Origin of the sequence: Oxalicibacterium faecigallinarum, from assembly GCF_014635705.1 — a bacterium.
In the GTDB taxonomy this organism is placed as follows: domain Bacteria; phylum Pseudomonadota; class Gammaproteobacteria; order Burkholderiales; family Burkholderiaceae_D; genus Oxalicibacterium; species Oxalicibacterium faecigallinarum.
On the sequence record NZ_BMDI01000001.1, the window covers coordinates 1,451,437 to 1,465,580 of the forward strand.

Annotated in this window: 13 protein-coding genes; 6 read left to right on the plus strand and 7 right to left on the minus strand. The window is 53.4% G+C overall.

Features of this window, described 5'->3' with window-relative positions; translation table 11 throughout:
* Positions 1-101: 101 nt before the first annotated feature.
* The 4 genes from metE (at position 102) to IEV29_RS06945 (ending at position 4,233) form a co-directional block, all read left to right on the plus strand.
* Positions 102-2,393, plus strand: a complete 2,292-nt coding sequence (gene metE, locus IEV29_RS06930; RefSeq protein WP_188380481.1) for a 5-methyltetrahydropteroyltriglutamate--homocysteine S-methyltransferase — start codon at positions 102-104, stop codon at positions 2,391-2,393.
* A 175-nt stretch (positions 2,394-2,568) separates the two neighbouring features.
* The gene (gene metF, locus IEV29_RS06935) at positions 2,569-3,456 is read left to right on the plus strand and encodes a methylenetetrahydrofolate reductase [NAD(P)H] (RefSeq protein WP_188380482.1); all 888 of its coding nucleotides are present in this window, start codon (positions 2,569-2,571) and stop codon (positions 3,454-3,456) included.
* Between the two features lie 120 nt (positions 3,457-3,576).
* On the plus strand, positions 3,577-3,768 hold the full coding sequence (locus tag IEV29_RS06940; protein ID WP_188380483.1) for a hypothetical protein: 192 nt from the start codon (positions 3,577-3,579) through the stop codon (positions 3,766-3,768).
* Between the two features lie 132 nt (positions 3,769-3,900).
* Positions 3,901-4,233 carry a hypothetical protein gene (locus IEV29_RS06945; protein WP_229726269.1) on the plus strand — a complete coding sequence of 111 codons (333 nt, stop codon included), beginning with the start codon at positions 3,901-3,903 and terminating at the stop codon, positions 4,231-4,233.
* A 64-nt stretch (positions 4,234-4,297) separates the two neighbouring features.
* On the opposite strand, the gene IEV29_RS06950 is transcribed toward IEV29_RS06945, so the two are convergent.
* The 5 genes from IEV29_RS06950 to ku form a co-directional block, all read right to left on the minus strand.
* Positions 4,298-6,703: a catalase gene (locus tag IEV29_RS06950; RefSeq protein ID WP_188380485.1), complete on the minus strand. Its 2,406-nt coding sequence runs from the start codon at positions 6,701-6,703 to the stop codon at positions 4,298-4,300.
* 175 nt (positions 6,704-6,878) lie between these two features.
* Entirely contained in the window at positions 6,879-7,382 is a 504-nt protein-coding gene (locus IEV29_RS06955; protein WP_188380486.1) for a CinA family protein, read from the minus strand.
* Positions 7,383-7,414: 32 nt separating this feature from the next.
* Positions 7,415-8,254, minus strand: a complete 840-nt coding sequence (nadE, locus tag IEV29_RS06960; protein WP_373868119.1) for an NAD(+) synthase — start codon at positions 8,252-8,254, stop codon at positions 7,415-7,417.
* Between the two features lie 50 nt (positions 8,255-8,304).
* The gene (gene ligD, locus IEV29_RS06965; RefSeq protein ID WP_188380487.1) at positions 8,305-10,890 is read right to left on the minus strand and encodes a DNA ligase D; all 2,586 of its coding nucleotides are present in this window, start codon (positions 10,888-10,890) and stop codon (positions 8,305-8,307) included.
* Positions 10,891-10,894: 4 nt separating this feature from the next.
* A complete protein-coding gene (ku, locus tag IEV29_RS06970; protein WP_188380488.1) occupies positions 10,895-11,833 on the minus strand; it encodes a non-homologous end joining protein Ku in 939 nt (312 codons plus the stop codon).
* A 201-nt stretch (positions 11,834-12,034) separates the two neighbouring features.
* Between ku and IEV29_RS06975 the strand changes: the two genes are divergently transcribed.
* Together IEV29_RS06975 and IEV29_RS06980 are read left to right on the plus strand one after the other, a co-directional pair.
* Positions 12,035-12,310, plus strand: a complete 276-nt coding sequence (locus tag IEV29_RS06975; protein ID WP_188380489.1) for a hypothetical protein — start codon at positions 12,035-12,037, stop codon at positions 12,308-12,310.
* A gap of 44 nt (positions 12,311-12,354) precedes the next feature.
* Entirely contained in the window at positions 12,355-12,609 is a 255-nt protein-coding gene (locus IEV29_RS06980; RefSeq protein WP_188380490.1) for a hypothetical protein, read from the plus strand.
* Positions 12,610-12,660: 51 nt separating this feature from the next.
* Here IEV29_RS06980 and IEV29_RS06985 read toward each other — a convergent pair whose 3' ends face one another.
* Positions 12,661-13,158, minus strand: coding sequence for a hemerythrin domain-containing protein (locus tag IEV29_RS06985; protein ID WP_188380491.1), 498 nt, complete (start codon positions 13,156-13,158; stop codon positions 12,661-12,663).
* Positions 13,159-13,376: 218 nt separating this feature from the next.
* Positions 13,377-13,949 carry a DUF4142 domain-containing protein gene (locus IEV29_RS06990; protein ID WP_188380492.1) on the minus strand — a complete coding sequence of 191 codons (573 nt, stop codon included), beginning with the start codon at positions 13,947-13,949 and terminating at the stop codon, positions 13,377-13,379.
* Between the last annotated feature and the right edge of the window lie 195 nt (positions 13,950-14,144).

The window sequence follows — 14,144 nt, forward strand, 5'->3', positions numbered from 1 at the left end:
GCTATCCATGAATAAAAGTAATTGATTTATGAGAAATGACCATTTTACTTCACATACCATACTCCGTAACCTTGCTGGATTATTTTTGAGGAAGGTGCACGATGGTCACGACACACAATCTTGGTTTTCCCCGCATTGGCGCCAAGCGTGAATTGAAATTTGCAGTCGAGTCTTACTGGAAAGGCGAAACCACACGCGATGCGTTGAAAGCCTTCGGCGCAGAACTGCGTCAACGTCACTGGCACGATCAGGCTGCACTGGATCTGGTGCCAGTCGGTGACTTTGCCTTCTATGATCAGATGCTGGACATGTCCTTCACGCTGGGCAACCTGCCGCAGCGCGTACAAGGCTTTCACGGCGACACGCTGGACAACTACTTCCGCGTTGCACGCGGCCGTTCAGCCAAAGGCACGGAAGATCATGCTGCTTGCTGCGGCGGTGTTGCCGCCGGTGAGATGACCAAATGGTTTGACACCAACTATCACTACATCGTCCCTGAATTTACCGCTGCGACCGAATTCAAGCTCGATGCCTCGCGTCTCCTGGAGCAACTGGCGGAAGCCAAGGCTCAAGGCGTCAAGGCCAAGCCTGTCATCGTCGGTCCGGTGACTTACCTCGCGCTGGGCAAGGCCAAGGATGACTCGAACAAGCTGGCTTTGTTGCCGCGTCTGATTCCGGCTTATGCCGACTTGCTGACACAACTGGCGACGCAAGGTGTGGAATGGGTACAAATCGACGAGCCAATTCTGGTCACCGAACTGGCGGCGGACTGGCAGCAGGCATTCACCACCGCGTACGCGGCACTGGGTAACGGCAAAGTGAAATTGCTGCTGGCAACCTACTTTGGTCAGTTGCAGGACAATCTGGCGCTGGTGGCAAAACTGCCGGTCGCCGGGTTGCATCTCGATGCGATCAATGCACGTGATGAAGTCAGTGCCGTCATCGAGAAACTGCCTTCAGATCGAGTTATCTCGCTGGGTGTCATCAATGGTCGCAATATCTGGAAAACCGATCTGAACAGCGTACTGAACTGGCTCGAACCGGTTGCCAGACAACTGGGCGACCGCTTGTGGATTGCGCCGACCTGCTCGCTGCTGCACGTCCCTGTTGACCTGAACAGCGAGCAAAAGCTGGATGGCGACATTCGCTCCTGGCTGGCCTTTGCCATCCAGAAGCTGGCCGAACTCAAGGTCTTGGCACTGGCGCTGAACAATGGTCGTCAGGCAGTGACCGCCGAGCTTGCAGATAACCAGTCCGCGATCGATGCACGCCGCAACTCCCCACGCGTGAACAATCCGACCGTCAAGGCGGCAATCGCGGGCATCACAAAAGCGATGGGCGATCGCAAGAGCGGCTACGCACAACGCGCCCCGAAGCAGGCAGCGCAACTGAAATTGCCGGCTTATCCAACCACGACCATTGGCTCGTTCCCGCAAACGGCGGAAATCCGCCATGCACGTAGCGAATTCAAGGCAGGTCGTCTGAACGAAGCGGATTACGTCAAAGCCATGCAATCGGAAATTGCGCATAGTGTGCGCGAACAGGAAAAGCTCGGCCTCGATGTACTGGTACATGGCGAATGCGAACGCAACGACATGGTCGAATACTTTGGCGAACAGCTCGATGGCTATGCGTTCAGCCAGTTTGGCTGGGTACAGTCCTACGGTTCGCGTTGTGTCAAACCCCCGATTCTGTTCGGCGACATCGCCCGGCCAAACGCGATGACGGTGGCATGGATCCGGTACGCGCAATCACTGACCAGCAAACCGATGAAAGGCATGCTGACTGGGCCTGTGACGATGTTGAACTGGTCGTTCGTACGTGACGATCAGCCACGCTCGGTATCGTGCTATCAGCTCGCACTGGCGATTCGTGAAGAGGTGCTGGATCTTGAAAAAGCCGGTGTCAACGTGATCCAGATCGATGAGGCTGCACTGCGTGAAGGCTTGCCACTGCGCCAGTCGCAATGGAAGCAGTATCTGGACTGGGCCGTCGAATCCTTCCGTATCACGGCGAACGGCGCACAGGACGAAACGCAGATTCATACCCACATGTGCTATTCGGAATTCAACGACATCATCGAGTCGATCGCCGATATGGATGCCGACGTCATCACGATCGAAACCTCGCGTTCTGATATGGAATTGCTCGATGCTTTCGAAAACTTCCAGTATCCGAACGAGATCGGTCCTGGTGTCTACGACATCCACTCGCCGAATATTCCGACAACGGAACACATGGTGAACCTGATGAAAAAGGCAGCAGAACGCGTACCGGCAGAACGCCTGTGGGTCAACCCGGACTGCGGCCTGAAAACGCGCGGCTGGGCAGAAGTAACGCCTGCCTTGACCAACATGGTTGCCGCCGCCAGGGAACTGCGCGCAGCGCACTGAGCCATCGCACTATCATGCTTCAATTAGCCGAAGCGTGGCGCAAAATCCCGAAGAACGGACTTCGGGATTTTTCACGTTCATCTTTCATACCGTGCCTCAGTGCCGAACCCGCCACTGAGGCACGATAGCTTGGTCATTCCTGCAACCGCAGGATGACCGTTGACAGGAAATCGTCATGCAAGTCCCCGTCGCATCCTTGCCCAAGATCAGCTTTGAATTTTTCCCGCCCAAAACACCAGCAGGTGTCGGGAAGCTGCATGCCACCAGCGCCACACTCGCCGCGTGGCAACCCGAGTTTTTCTCCGTCACCTTTGGCGCGGGTGGCTCCACGCAGGCCGGCACACGCGATACGGTGTTCGCCCTGCAAGCGGCGGGTTATGAGGCCGCTCCGCACCTCTCCTGCATCGGCAGCTCGGCAGAACAACTGCGCATCATTCTCGATGCCTACAAGACACAGGGCATCCGGCGCCTCGTCGCCTTGCGTGGCGATCTGCCAAGCGGTTATGGCGGCAAATCGGCCGGACAATTCCGGTACGCGAATGAACTGGTCAGCTTCATTCGTGCCGAGACGGGCGACTGGTTCAATATCGAAGTCGCCGCCTATCCGGAGATGCATCCACAAGCGCCCTCGCCCGATGACGATGTCGCCAATTTTGTGCGCAAGGCCAATGCCGGTGCCAATGCCGCCATCACGCAAGTGTTTTACAACACCGATGCCTACTTCCGCTTTGTTGATGAAGTACGTAAAGCCGGCTCCGATATACCCATCGTTCCCGGCATCCTGCCGATCACCAATTACGCACAACTGATTCGCTTCACGGAAACCTGTGGGGCAGAAGTGCCGCGCTGGATGCAACGCAAGCTGGCGAGCTTTCACGATGACACCGCCTCCCTGTGCGCATTCGGTACGGATGTCGTGACAGAAATATGCGATCGCCTGATTGCAGGCGGCGCACCCGGCCTGCACTTCTATACGATGAATCAGTCCGCACCAACGCTTGCGATCCTGAACGCATTACGACCTGACATCACCCATGGTTCCCTTGTCGCGGTGGCAGCGTAAGACTTGGGCCACCTCGATCAGTCTGAGGCACATGCATGCTTCCCTTTTCCCTCATGAGAAAACGGACGTCACCAGACCGAAGTGCGATAATCCTCAATACTTTTTGACCGGTTACACACCATGGATGACTTTTCGCCTACCTTGATCAAGACAGTCATTGCCTTATGCGCTATTGGATTAGGGCTTGTCGTATCGAAAAAGTCGCAAAGAAACTGGCTGGGATGGATTACCTTCTTCGTTATTTTCTTTAGCGCGATGTCGGCTCTGGAAACGATGGGCTTCATGACATCGTCTGCGGGGCAACGCAACTAAAACCGACTGAGCTGCATTTTTTCTTAATTTTGCTTAAGGACGGAAGAAAAGCGCCTTTATCCCATAAATAAGGTATGTACGTCAGATCACGTCGCGCCCACTATGAATCCCTCTTCGGGAAGGACGTCCATCGTGATCCAGACCTTGTCTGCCTTATTTCTGATTTACCTGTGCTGGATCGCCGGTCGCTGGGCGGTCGCAGAGATACGGCGTCTGCGCTTGATTCGCAAGTATACCGACGACGACATTGCAGACCGCATCATGTTGCGATGCGTTTGGCTGGGCCAGACCGAACAGCAACTCTTCGACTCATTAGGAAAACCGCTGCGTGTCGTGTGCGTGAATGCAGGCAGTGGACATATGATTTACTCCTATGATGAACTGGGGACCGGACGCTACCGCATGAACGTCCGTCTCGTGAACCGCCGTGTAGTCAGCTGTGAACATCATGGTTCGGTTCATTAGAAAAAGCGCTTGCTTCCGGATAGAAGACAAGCGCCGTTTTTAATGCCTATTTTTAGTACTTTTTTCAGACAAGCGGCGGGTCTGTTTCTCTCTCCAGCACTTTATGCTGACGAATCGCCGTCAGAAAGGCAGTCGATGCACTGTCAAGGGATTCACCACCAAGACCGATGATGCCCGGATCGGCATCGCCGTTCGGCAACGTCATCGGGATGGTCGCCTTTTCCAGTAGTGCAGCAGCCGAACCCAGCACAAGAATCGGCTTGCAGTGACGATACTGATCCTTGATAAACTCAATCACCTGTCCATCTTTCAGCAAGGCCGTCGTCGCATCTGCCCCATCTGGAATGGCAACGGCGTCATACAACACCGATGGCCCCGCTTCCACAGAGATCTCGACATGCAGGGGCTTGCCCTTGTCGTCGGCAATCTGACCCAGACTGCCGCCAACCAAACGCGGTACAGCCCCTGCTTCGACCAACGTTGCATACAGTGAGCGAACCATCTCGCCATCGCACCCTTCAGCCACCAGTATCGCGATACGACGCGTTTGAATATCCGGCGCAGGATACGCCATCATCGACAGCGCCGGGGATGCTTCGTAAGTGTGTGGTGGCAAAGGCGAGATATTCGGTGCCGCAGCCGGCAACGCAAATCCCAGCCCTTGTGCGACGCCTTGTGCCAGTTCCTCGTCCACATTGACCAGCAACGACACCACACGCTCGCGAATGGCCTGCGTTTGGACGCGGGTCAGTTCAAAACGGAAGGCCTTGATGATGTGACGTTTTTCCACCGGAGATTGCGACTGCCAGAACAGACGCGCCTGCGAATAATGATCAGCAAATTTTTCGGGCTTGCCTCGTACCTTGTCGCCTGCCACCTGCTCCGGCACACTGGTGAACCCTTGCATGCGTCCCGCCTGGAACGGACAACCGCCGCCCAGCGAGTTGGGCTCGTAGGACACCCGACCGCGCGCAATGGCTTGTCGATGCATACCATCACGCTGGTTGTTATGCACCTGCGCCAGCGGTGCATTGATCGGAATTTCGTGAAAATTGACGCCGCCCAGACGGCTGATCTGCGTATCAAGATACGAGTGAATCCTGCCTTGCAACAGAGGATCGTTGGTGAAATCGATACCTGGCACGATGTGCGCGGTACAAAATGCGACCTGTTCGGTTTCCGCGAAAAAATTATCCGGATTGCGATTCAAGACCAGCTTGCCTACCGGGATGATAGGCACGAGCTCCTCCGGCACGATTTTGGTCGAGTCAAGGACATCAAATTCGAATGCCTCGGCCTGCTCTTCCGAAAAAACCTGCAGACCAAGTTCCCACTCCGGGTAGGCGCCCGCTTCGATGGCTTCCCACAAATCACGACGATGAAAATCAGGATCGGCGCCTGAAATCTTGACAGCCTCATCCCACGCCAGCGCGTGCGTACCTGCTACCGGTGTCCAGTGAAATTTACAGAATACGGATTCACCCTCGGCATTGACCAGCCGGAACGTGTGCACACCAAAGCCTTGCATCATGCGATAGCTGCGTGGAATCGCACGATCCGACATCTGCCATAAAAGCATGTGCGTCGATTCCGGCATCAGCGAGACGAAATCCCAGTACGTATCATGTGCACTGGACGCTTGCGGCATGGCGAAATGCGGCTCCGGCTTTACTGCATGAACCAGATCGGGAAATTTCATTGCATCCTGAATGAAGAACACGGGAATATTGTTGCCAACCAGATCCCAATTGCCTTCGTCGGTATAGAACTTGACGGCAAAACCGCGCACATCGCGCGCGGTATCGGTCGAACCGCGTTCACCGGCAACCGTCGAGAAACGCACAAACACGGGCGTCTGTTTGCCATCTTCCGCAAAGGGGGCGGCGCGCGTCAGTGCCGTGAGTGCCTTATAGCATTCGAAATAGCCATGGGCCGCCGAGCCACGCGCATGCACGACGCGTTCCGGAATACGTTCATGATCAAAATGCGTCAGCTTCTCACGCAGGATAAAGTCTTCCATTGCGGTAGGACCGCGCAGGCTGGCCTTCAATGAATTCTGGTTGTCGGCGATCGCCACACCCTGATTCGTCGTCAAGGCTTGTCCGCTCGAATCGACGCGCGCACGGTCAAGCGACGTAATTGTGGCGTTGGTGCCCAATGGCGGCACGCCTGCTCCGACCTTGTCGGATGGATTGCTTTCCGAGACGGTACTGCCCGTCACGGCCGGATGCGGCAACTTGACCTGATGACCGACTGGCGGATCGTAGGCAGCATCACCGATCTCACCAGGCTTGGCCGGATTGTTAGGCATTTTTTCGGCCACGCTCGCCGTACCCGCAATTTTTTTAAGTAAGTCAGATGGCAGTGCTGCCGGACCATTCGTGCCGGGTGGTGTACCACTGGAGGGACCTGCAACCGTGCTCATTACCGTACCGGCATTTTCTGTTGTGCTTTTTTTGGTGGATGGCATTTTGGCTTTCCTAAAGAATGTGGTCCCCTGCCAATGCAAGGGTGTAGCAAGAATAGGAAAAGGCTGGCTGACTGCCTATCAGTGAAACGATGCTATATGCGTAGGAATAAACGTTAGACGCGTGATGCTTTCAAGCATGTATCGTTCGTTGCTTGCATGAGATGACCATGAATCTTCAGACGGCGTCGACAGATTTGCCGTAATAATCAGGAATGCGCTCAAGCGCGAATTGCGTCGCGGCCTGACGTACCTGGTTTCTATCTCCGGAAAAATGCGTTTTCTCCGAGTAGGTATGTATGCCGCTTTCGTTCTTGAAGATCCATGCCAGGCAGACAGTGCCAACCGGCTCTTGACCATCGCCAGAAGATGGGCCCGCGACGCCGGTTGTCGCGATCGCGAGATTCGCGTTTGAAATGCGCAAGGCGCCGCGCGCCATGGCACACGCCACTTCTTCGCTCGTCAGTCCATACTGATCGATGAGCGCCTCTTCGACGCCCAAGGCGTCGATCTTTGCCTCTTCGGAATAGGTCACATAGGCTGCTTCCAGCCAGGCACCACAGCCGGAGGGTTCTGCCAGCGTCGAAGCGAGCAGGCCGGCGGTACAGGATTCGGCCGTGACAATTCGCAAGTTGTTCTGTTTCAGGTAACGGACGATGTCGTCGAGCGATGGCGCGTTCATGGAAAACCTCAAGGAGAGCTTGGTACTCGCAATCAAAGACCAGGCAACGTGATTGGCAGACGACGTTTGTGCGCCGTAGCGCGGTACTGCCGAATGATCACGTCATAAGCCTGACTACTGACTTGCTTGCCTTCCAGAAAATCATCAATCTCGTGATACGAGATGCCAAAGGCCAACTCGTCGGGCTTCATCGGGACCAGCGATTCCAGATCGGCAGTCGGTACTTTCATTGCCAAGGTTTCTTCGGCACCACAGGACCGCGCAATCGCCCGCACCTGCCGTTTGTTCAGGCCTGCCAAAGGCGTGACATCGCAAGCACCGTCGCCATGCTTGGTGAAAAATCCCATCAAGGCTTCCGCCGCGTGATCCGTTCCGATCACCAAGCCTTCTTCGCGCCCCGCAACGGCATACTGCGCAATCATTCTCTGGCGCGCCTTGATATTGCCGTGAACAAAGTCTTCCTGACCTGCCGTGTCAAAAAATGTCCCGCCATGTTTAAGCGAAAGCAGCATTTCGTCACTGGGTTTCTTGATATTGACTGTCAGAACTTCGTCTGGCTGGATGAACTTGAGCGCGCGCTGCGCATCGGCTTCATCCCGTTGATCTCCATAGGGCAAACGCATCGCGACAAACTTCGCCTGATAACGTTCTTCACGTGCCTGTACGACAGCGCGTTGCGCGATCAGACCTGCTACCAGGGAATCCACGCCACCGCTGATGCCAAGCACGAAGCATTTTCTTTTTGTCTCGATCAGCAGGGCACGCAAAAAATCAGCCCGACGGATAAATTCGCTTGCGGGTTCGATTTCCGGTTTTGCTCCCAACGTTCTTATGATGTTTGTTTGCTCGGTCAAATGGTCCTTGTGAACAATGTCAGTCATCTTTTCAACCTTAAAAACGGGTACGGCTTTGACAATAAAACTTATCGCGCGACTTTGAAATCAAGCAGCTTCATCGCTTGCGACAGATTCTGGAGTGACTGATCGTAGTCGGCCCACGGTGTATTACCCTTATCCAGCCTTGTATGGATGTTTGCAATAGTCCACTGCCCACTGCTCTGCAGCTTTTCAACTTCGTCCCAGGCAACCGGTACCGAGACACTCAAGCCAGGGCGCGCGCGTAAAGACCAGGCTGCCACAGTCGTCGCACCAAATCCATTACGCAGATAATCAATGAATATTTTGCCGACACGATTCCTCGGTCCGCTCTTTGCGACAAAGCGTTGCGGCAGAACGGCAGACATATGCAACACGATGGCCTGCGAAAAGGCTTTGACTGTATCCCAGTCATGATGCTTTCTTAAAGGCACAACCACATGCATGCCTTTTCCGCCACTGGTTTTGACAAAGGACTTCAAGCCTAGCTGAGAGAGAAACGAGCCCATCAGCAATGTGGATTCCTGCATGATCTCCCAGCTGACACCTTCTCCGGGATCCAGGTCAAAGGTCATCCGGTCCGGCTTGGCAATCTGCGTCTTCACCCCGTTCCATGTATGGAACTCAATTACATTCATCTGTGCTGCAGACAGCAGACCCAGCGGCTTGACGATTTCCATCAAGGGCGCATGACCGGGATCCAGCTTTTGATCCAGCAGGCTGATGCCTTCCAATGGACTTTCCATATGTTTTTGGAAGAAGAGCTGTCCCTCAATACCGTCGGGCGCGCGCACCAACGACACTGGTCGCGCCTTCAGATGTGGCAGCATCAGCGAAGCCACCAAGGCGTAGTAGCGAATCAGGGCAATCTTGTCGATGCCGGTGGCGCTATCGACAATACGTTCGGGATGGCTGACCTTGAAGTTCCGGGGCAGGATGCTCTGCACCTGCGGATCCGCAATTGTGTGCGGGGCACGCGGTTCTGCCAATGGCTTCTCCCGCACGATCGCTTTGGCAGTCTTGTCACTGCGCAAGGCATGAAATACCGCATGCCGGATATGACCGCTCTTCGTCCATTCGGCAAAGGAAACTTCCGCCAAGAGAACCGGTTTGACCCAATGTGCCTTCTTCTCGATATCCGCAGTGGATGCAAACGGCGTGTCCTTACTGACAAGGGCATCCAGTTTTTTGCGCAGATCACTCAGTGTCTTGTTATTAAAGCCGGTACCGACATTGCCGGCATAGATCAGATTGCCGCTTTCGTCATGAACGCCCAGTATCAATGAACCGAGCCCCGTACGACTTCCCTTGGGATCGGTGAAGCCGCCAATGACGAATTCCTGCCTGTGCGTGCATTTGAGTTTGATCCAGTCCCGGGATCGACCCGTGCTGTATGGAGCATCCTTGCGTTTGCCGATCACGCCTTCCAGACCAAGCCGGCAAGCTGACATGACGATGTCACGGGCCGGCACCTCAAACGTTTCGCTGTAATGCACCGCATCCGACTTTTTCTTGTTGAGAATGGATTTGAGCAGCGCACGCCGCACAATCAGCGGTACATCCCTCAAGTCATGCCCATCGTAGTAGGGAAGATCGAACAGGTAATAGGCGATCTGTTCGGTACTCTGCTTATCGAAGGCGTTCTGCAACAACTGAAAATTGGGGACCCCATTCTCCGATGCCACCACAATCTCGCCATCAAGCCAGGCGGACGTGATCTTGAGCTTTGCGATCGCCTCTTTTAGTGCCGGCAACTTCTCTGTCCAATCATGACCATTGCGCGTGAACAGGCGAACATCCTCGCCCTCGATACGCGTCAGCAAACGGTAGCCATCAAACTTGATTTCGTACAGCCAGTCACCCTCTGCGGGCGGGCCATCCACGAGGGTCGCCAATTGCGGTGTGAACTTGGCGGGCAACCCAACCTTGCGTGCGCCGGCGGGCAAACCTTTAACCGCCGTACCTTTCTGAGACGGCCGCTTTTTATTCTTAGCGGCGCCGGGTGTCGTGCTGCGTGGCGCATTTTTATTTTCGCTTTTTGCTTCGGCACCCTTTTCCTTATCGACGGCAGCATCCTTCACCGACAGATGCAGCACGCTATCCGGTAACTCATCCACCACACTGAATTCGCTGGACGCGCGTGCAAAGTGATCTTTTTCCTTGATCAGAAGCCAGGGCTCTTTCTTTTCACCTTTTCCCTTCATGCGAATCAGGGCCCATTTTCCCTGCAGCTTGTGTCCATGCAATTCGAACTTGAGATTGCCATCGCGGTACCCCTTCCTTGGGTCACCAATCGGATACCATGTGCCTCTGTCCCAGACAATGACTTTGCCCGCACCATACTGCTTCTCAGGAATCTGTCCTTCAAATGTGTTGTACGAGATTGGATGATCTTCGACATGTACCGCCATGCGCTTGTCTTTCGGATCGAAACTGGGCCCCTTGGGAACTGCCCAGCTTTTCATCGCATCACCTAATTCGAGGCGAAAGTCATAATGCAGGCGCGTGGCCCAATGTTTTTGAATGACAAACGAGCGTGCCGCGGTATTTTCGCTGCCGCCTTCCGCAGGTTCGGTCGTGACCGAGAAATCACGTTTTGCTCTATACGCAGCAAGAGAGTCGGATTTCGCCATGGCATCACGCAGTTTTACGTTTGGCGGCTACTTTCGAAGACGTGGTCTTCGCCGCGCTTTTTCTGGCAGTGGATTTCCTTGCGACCTTCTTACCTGCCGCAGGCGCCGATTTGTTAGCCGGCGCCGATTTATTCGGCTTGCCGCCTTTCAAACTGCGTTGCAACATGTCGGTCAAATCGTAGATCTTGGCAGATTCTCCGGCCTCTACGGTTTCAACTGGGGTGACGGTTTCGGTTTCACCCGCTTTCACTTTTTCCTCGACCAGATGCAGTATCTGCTCCTTGAACGAATCGGTGAAGTCTTCCGGGTTCCAGTCTCCACTCATGTCTTCAACAAGCTGCTCGCCCATCTTGATTTCCTTCTCCGTCAGGCCTGCTGCTTTTGCGCCTTCCTTGGGCAAATCAAGCTGATCCCACGTTCGGATCTCATCGCCCCAGCGTAGCAGATTCAACACCAGCGCGGGCCCTGCGGGCACGAGTACGGCTAGATGCTGTTTGGTCTGGATGACGACCTTAGCCAAGCCAACCTTGCCGGTCTTGAGCAGGATTTCTCGCAGCAGCGCATAAACCTTAGCGCCCTTGTTGATGGGAGAAATGTAATAAGGACGTTCGAAATAAACGAAAGGAATGGCATTTGCCGAAACGAAAGCTTCGATCTCGATGGTCTGGGTCGTCTTTGGATAAGCCGCGTCAATCTCTTCCGGACTCAGAATCACATAATGACCATCCTCGACTTCAATACCCTTGACGATATTTTCCTTGCTGACTTCCTTGCCGGTTTTCTTATTGATGCGCTTGTAACCGACCGGATCCATGGTGCGCTTGTCCAGCCAGTCAAAGTTCAGCCCATTCTCTTGCGTTGCCGAATGCAAGGCGATCGGAATATGCACGAGTCCGAAAGAGATCGCACCTTTCCACAAAATACGCTTACTGGTAGAAGCCATGATCGAGAGGATGAATTGATCGGCTCTCTATCATCCGCTATCACTACAGGCACGTATGTAGGAAAACACCGGGATGTATCGTCAGCAGGTTCGTCCTTCATACTGCAAAACAAACTCTTACACCGAGCTGCGCGCTTCTCCTATCCTCTCTACATGCAGGGAAACATAGAATGAATTTTTATCTTGTTGAAGGAGTTCATCATGTCCGTTAACAAACTGAACGTACCGCCTGACTACAGCGAAGACTCTGATATCAACGGTAAACCCCAACTTCAGGAAGTCGAGAAAAAAGGAAATAACCTGCGCGCTGAAACACATGCTAAGGACTTTGGCCCAGACCCCGTCTCCAAAGAATTTTCCAATGACGACTCGGCGAATGCGGCTGCCAATCGCTTGCGTAATAATGCCAACGATCCGACCGAACGTGATCCCACACGATCGACCAATAAACCACTCAGCGGAAAAATCAAACCGTAAGGTGCAAGACCCCATCATGCCGATAGTGAGGCGAAGGAGAAAGCATGTCCGAACATAAAATCGAGAAAACCAATTCTGACCGCATGGTTGAAAAAAATAGAGCTGATGTTCCACAACCTGTACGCGCCGGCACTGGCCCGGAAAGCATGACCTATCAGCAGCGCACCGGTGTGTATGTCGAAAACGATCCGGCAAACAAACCGGCAGGTACCCCGGACGTTCCAAGAAAAGTCCCGGACCAGCCCGCTTATGAAAAAAACACTGCACTTGCCAGTGATAAACCGGTAGCAGAGAAGTAGGCAGCAGAAATAAAAAAAGCGAGCATTGCTCGCTTTTTTTAAGTATCAGCCTTAAGCCAATGCACCCATCAACTCTTCTTTGCGCTCCATCATCTGTACAGCCAGTTCATCCAGATCCAGCTTGGATTTTCTTACCTTCTTGAACATCTCGCCTTCTTCTTCCTCGACGTGATGATTGATGTATTCGCTCAGCACCTTCACTTTCGCATCATACATTTCGTCATCGCCTGACATGCCGCTGATCTGCTCAATGAGATCCTTGGCGGTGGCATGCTCCACCTCTGCTTCATTCAACATATCATCGTCGTTGATGGCCTCACGCGCGGCAGGATAGAAAATCTCTTCTTCAATCTGTGCATGAATCGTCAATTCCTCACAGATTTTCTGAGCAACTTCCACTTTGCCTTCCGTGTCATCTTTCTTTGCCAGCTTTTCAAATTCCTTGAAAAGCTTTTTCACTTTTTCGTGATCTTCGATCAACATATCGACAGCGTCGGGGGTGGACTTGCGCGATTTGGCAGTCGATTTTGTAGCTGGCTTGGTTGTCATGGCTGGCTCCTTTGTTTAACGAATAATGAGTCGTGAATCGTGATGAGTGAGTAGTGACATCCATTACGAAATGTAATTTTCACTAAGAGCCAGTCTAGTCACTCCATCGTAAGTACGACATCGGAAAAATCTCAAATTTTTGTCAGAAGATGAGATGTCATTACGTTCAAATTGCATCAACATGCTGAACAGAAACGACGCTGACACCCATCCCGTCATCACTTGCTCTTGATGTCTTCTACCATGCGCAAATGGGACTGCACGACCGGCTCCATTTTCTTGGCCAGCATCTTCAGATCAGCGTCATTGGCATCTTTTTCAATCTCTTTCAGTAATTGAAGCGTTGCCTGATGATCAGCGTGACCTGCTTGCGCAAGGTATTTCTGATCAAATGCGGGGCCCGATAACTTTTTCAGTTCAGACAGTGCTGCCTGGTGCTTTTTATCGGCTTCCTTCGGCAGTTTGACTTCCTTATCCTTCGCCAGCGCGTGTATCTCTTTCAGTCCTTTGGAATGATCGTCGATCATACGTTGTGCAAACGATTTCACCGCATCTGAATCGGATTTCTCCAGCGCAAGTTTTGCTGCATCGACTTCGGCCTGATTGCCTTGCGCCAGTTTGGTCAACATCTGGCGATCGGAAGCATCGAGTGCGACTTTCTTGGCCATGCGTGTATTTGGCGAACCCTCTTCCGACGTTACAGTACGATCCGCCAAAGCCGGCAAGGTCGTGGCACCCGTCATCAACAGAGCGGCTATTACTAAGTTTTTATTCAGTGTGCTATTTGACATGGTTATCTCCAAATTATGATTTTCGGTTATGAAACGTGAACGGTTGAAGATAGACCTCTTCGTGGAGCGCAACTGTCAGAGGTACGCCTTTTCTCTTGTGGGATTGTGATTCGTTTGAATAGATATCCTTGGCAGGTCGGCCCTATTTATTCCGGTTCAGTCCTTCAACTCTTTCTACAGGCACTGCAGCTCTTC

Coding starts and splice junctions, on each gene's coding strand:
- metE (WP_188380481.1), top strand. CDS start 102: ATGGTCACGACACACAATCTTGGTTTTCCCCGCATTGGCGCCAAGCGT.
- metF (WP_188380482.1), top strand. CDS start 2,569: ATGCAAGTCCCCGTCGCATCCTTGCCCAAGATCAGCTTTGAATTTTTC.
- IEV29_RS06940 (WP_188380483.1), top strand. CDS start 3,577: ATGGATGACTTTTCGCCTACCTTGATCAAGACAGTCATTGCCTTATGC.
- IEV29_RS06950 (WP_188380485.1), bottom strand. CDS start 6,703: ATGCCATCCACCAAAAAAAGCACAACAGAAAATGCCGGTACGGTAATG.
- IEV29_RS06955 (WP_188380486.1), bottom strand. CDS start 7,382: ATGAACGCGCCATCGCTCGACGACATCGTCCGTTACCTGAAACAGAAC.
- ligD (WP_188380487.1), bottom strand. CDS start 10,890: ATGGCGAAATCCGACTCTCTTGCTGCGTATAGAGCAAAACGTGATTTC.
- ku (WP_188380488.1), bottom strand. CDS start 11,833: ATGGCTTCTACCAGTAAGCGTATTTTGTGGAAAGGTGCGATCTCTTTC.
- IEV29_RS06975 (WP_188380489.1), top strand. CDS start 12,035: ATGTCCGTTAACAAACTGAACGTACCGCCTGACTACAGCGAAGACTCT.
- IEV29_RS06980 (WP_188380490.1), top strand. CDS start 12,355: ATGTCCGAACATAAAATCGAGAAAACCAATTCTGACCGCATGGTTGAA.
- IEV29_RS06985 (WP_188380491.1), bottom strand. CDS start 13,158: ATGACAACCAAGCCAGCTACAAAATCGACTGCCAAATCGCGCAAGTCC.
- IEV29_RS06990 (WP_188380492.1), bottom strand. CDS start 13,949: ATGTCAAATAGCACACTGAATAAAAACTTAGTAATAGCCGCTCTGTTG.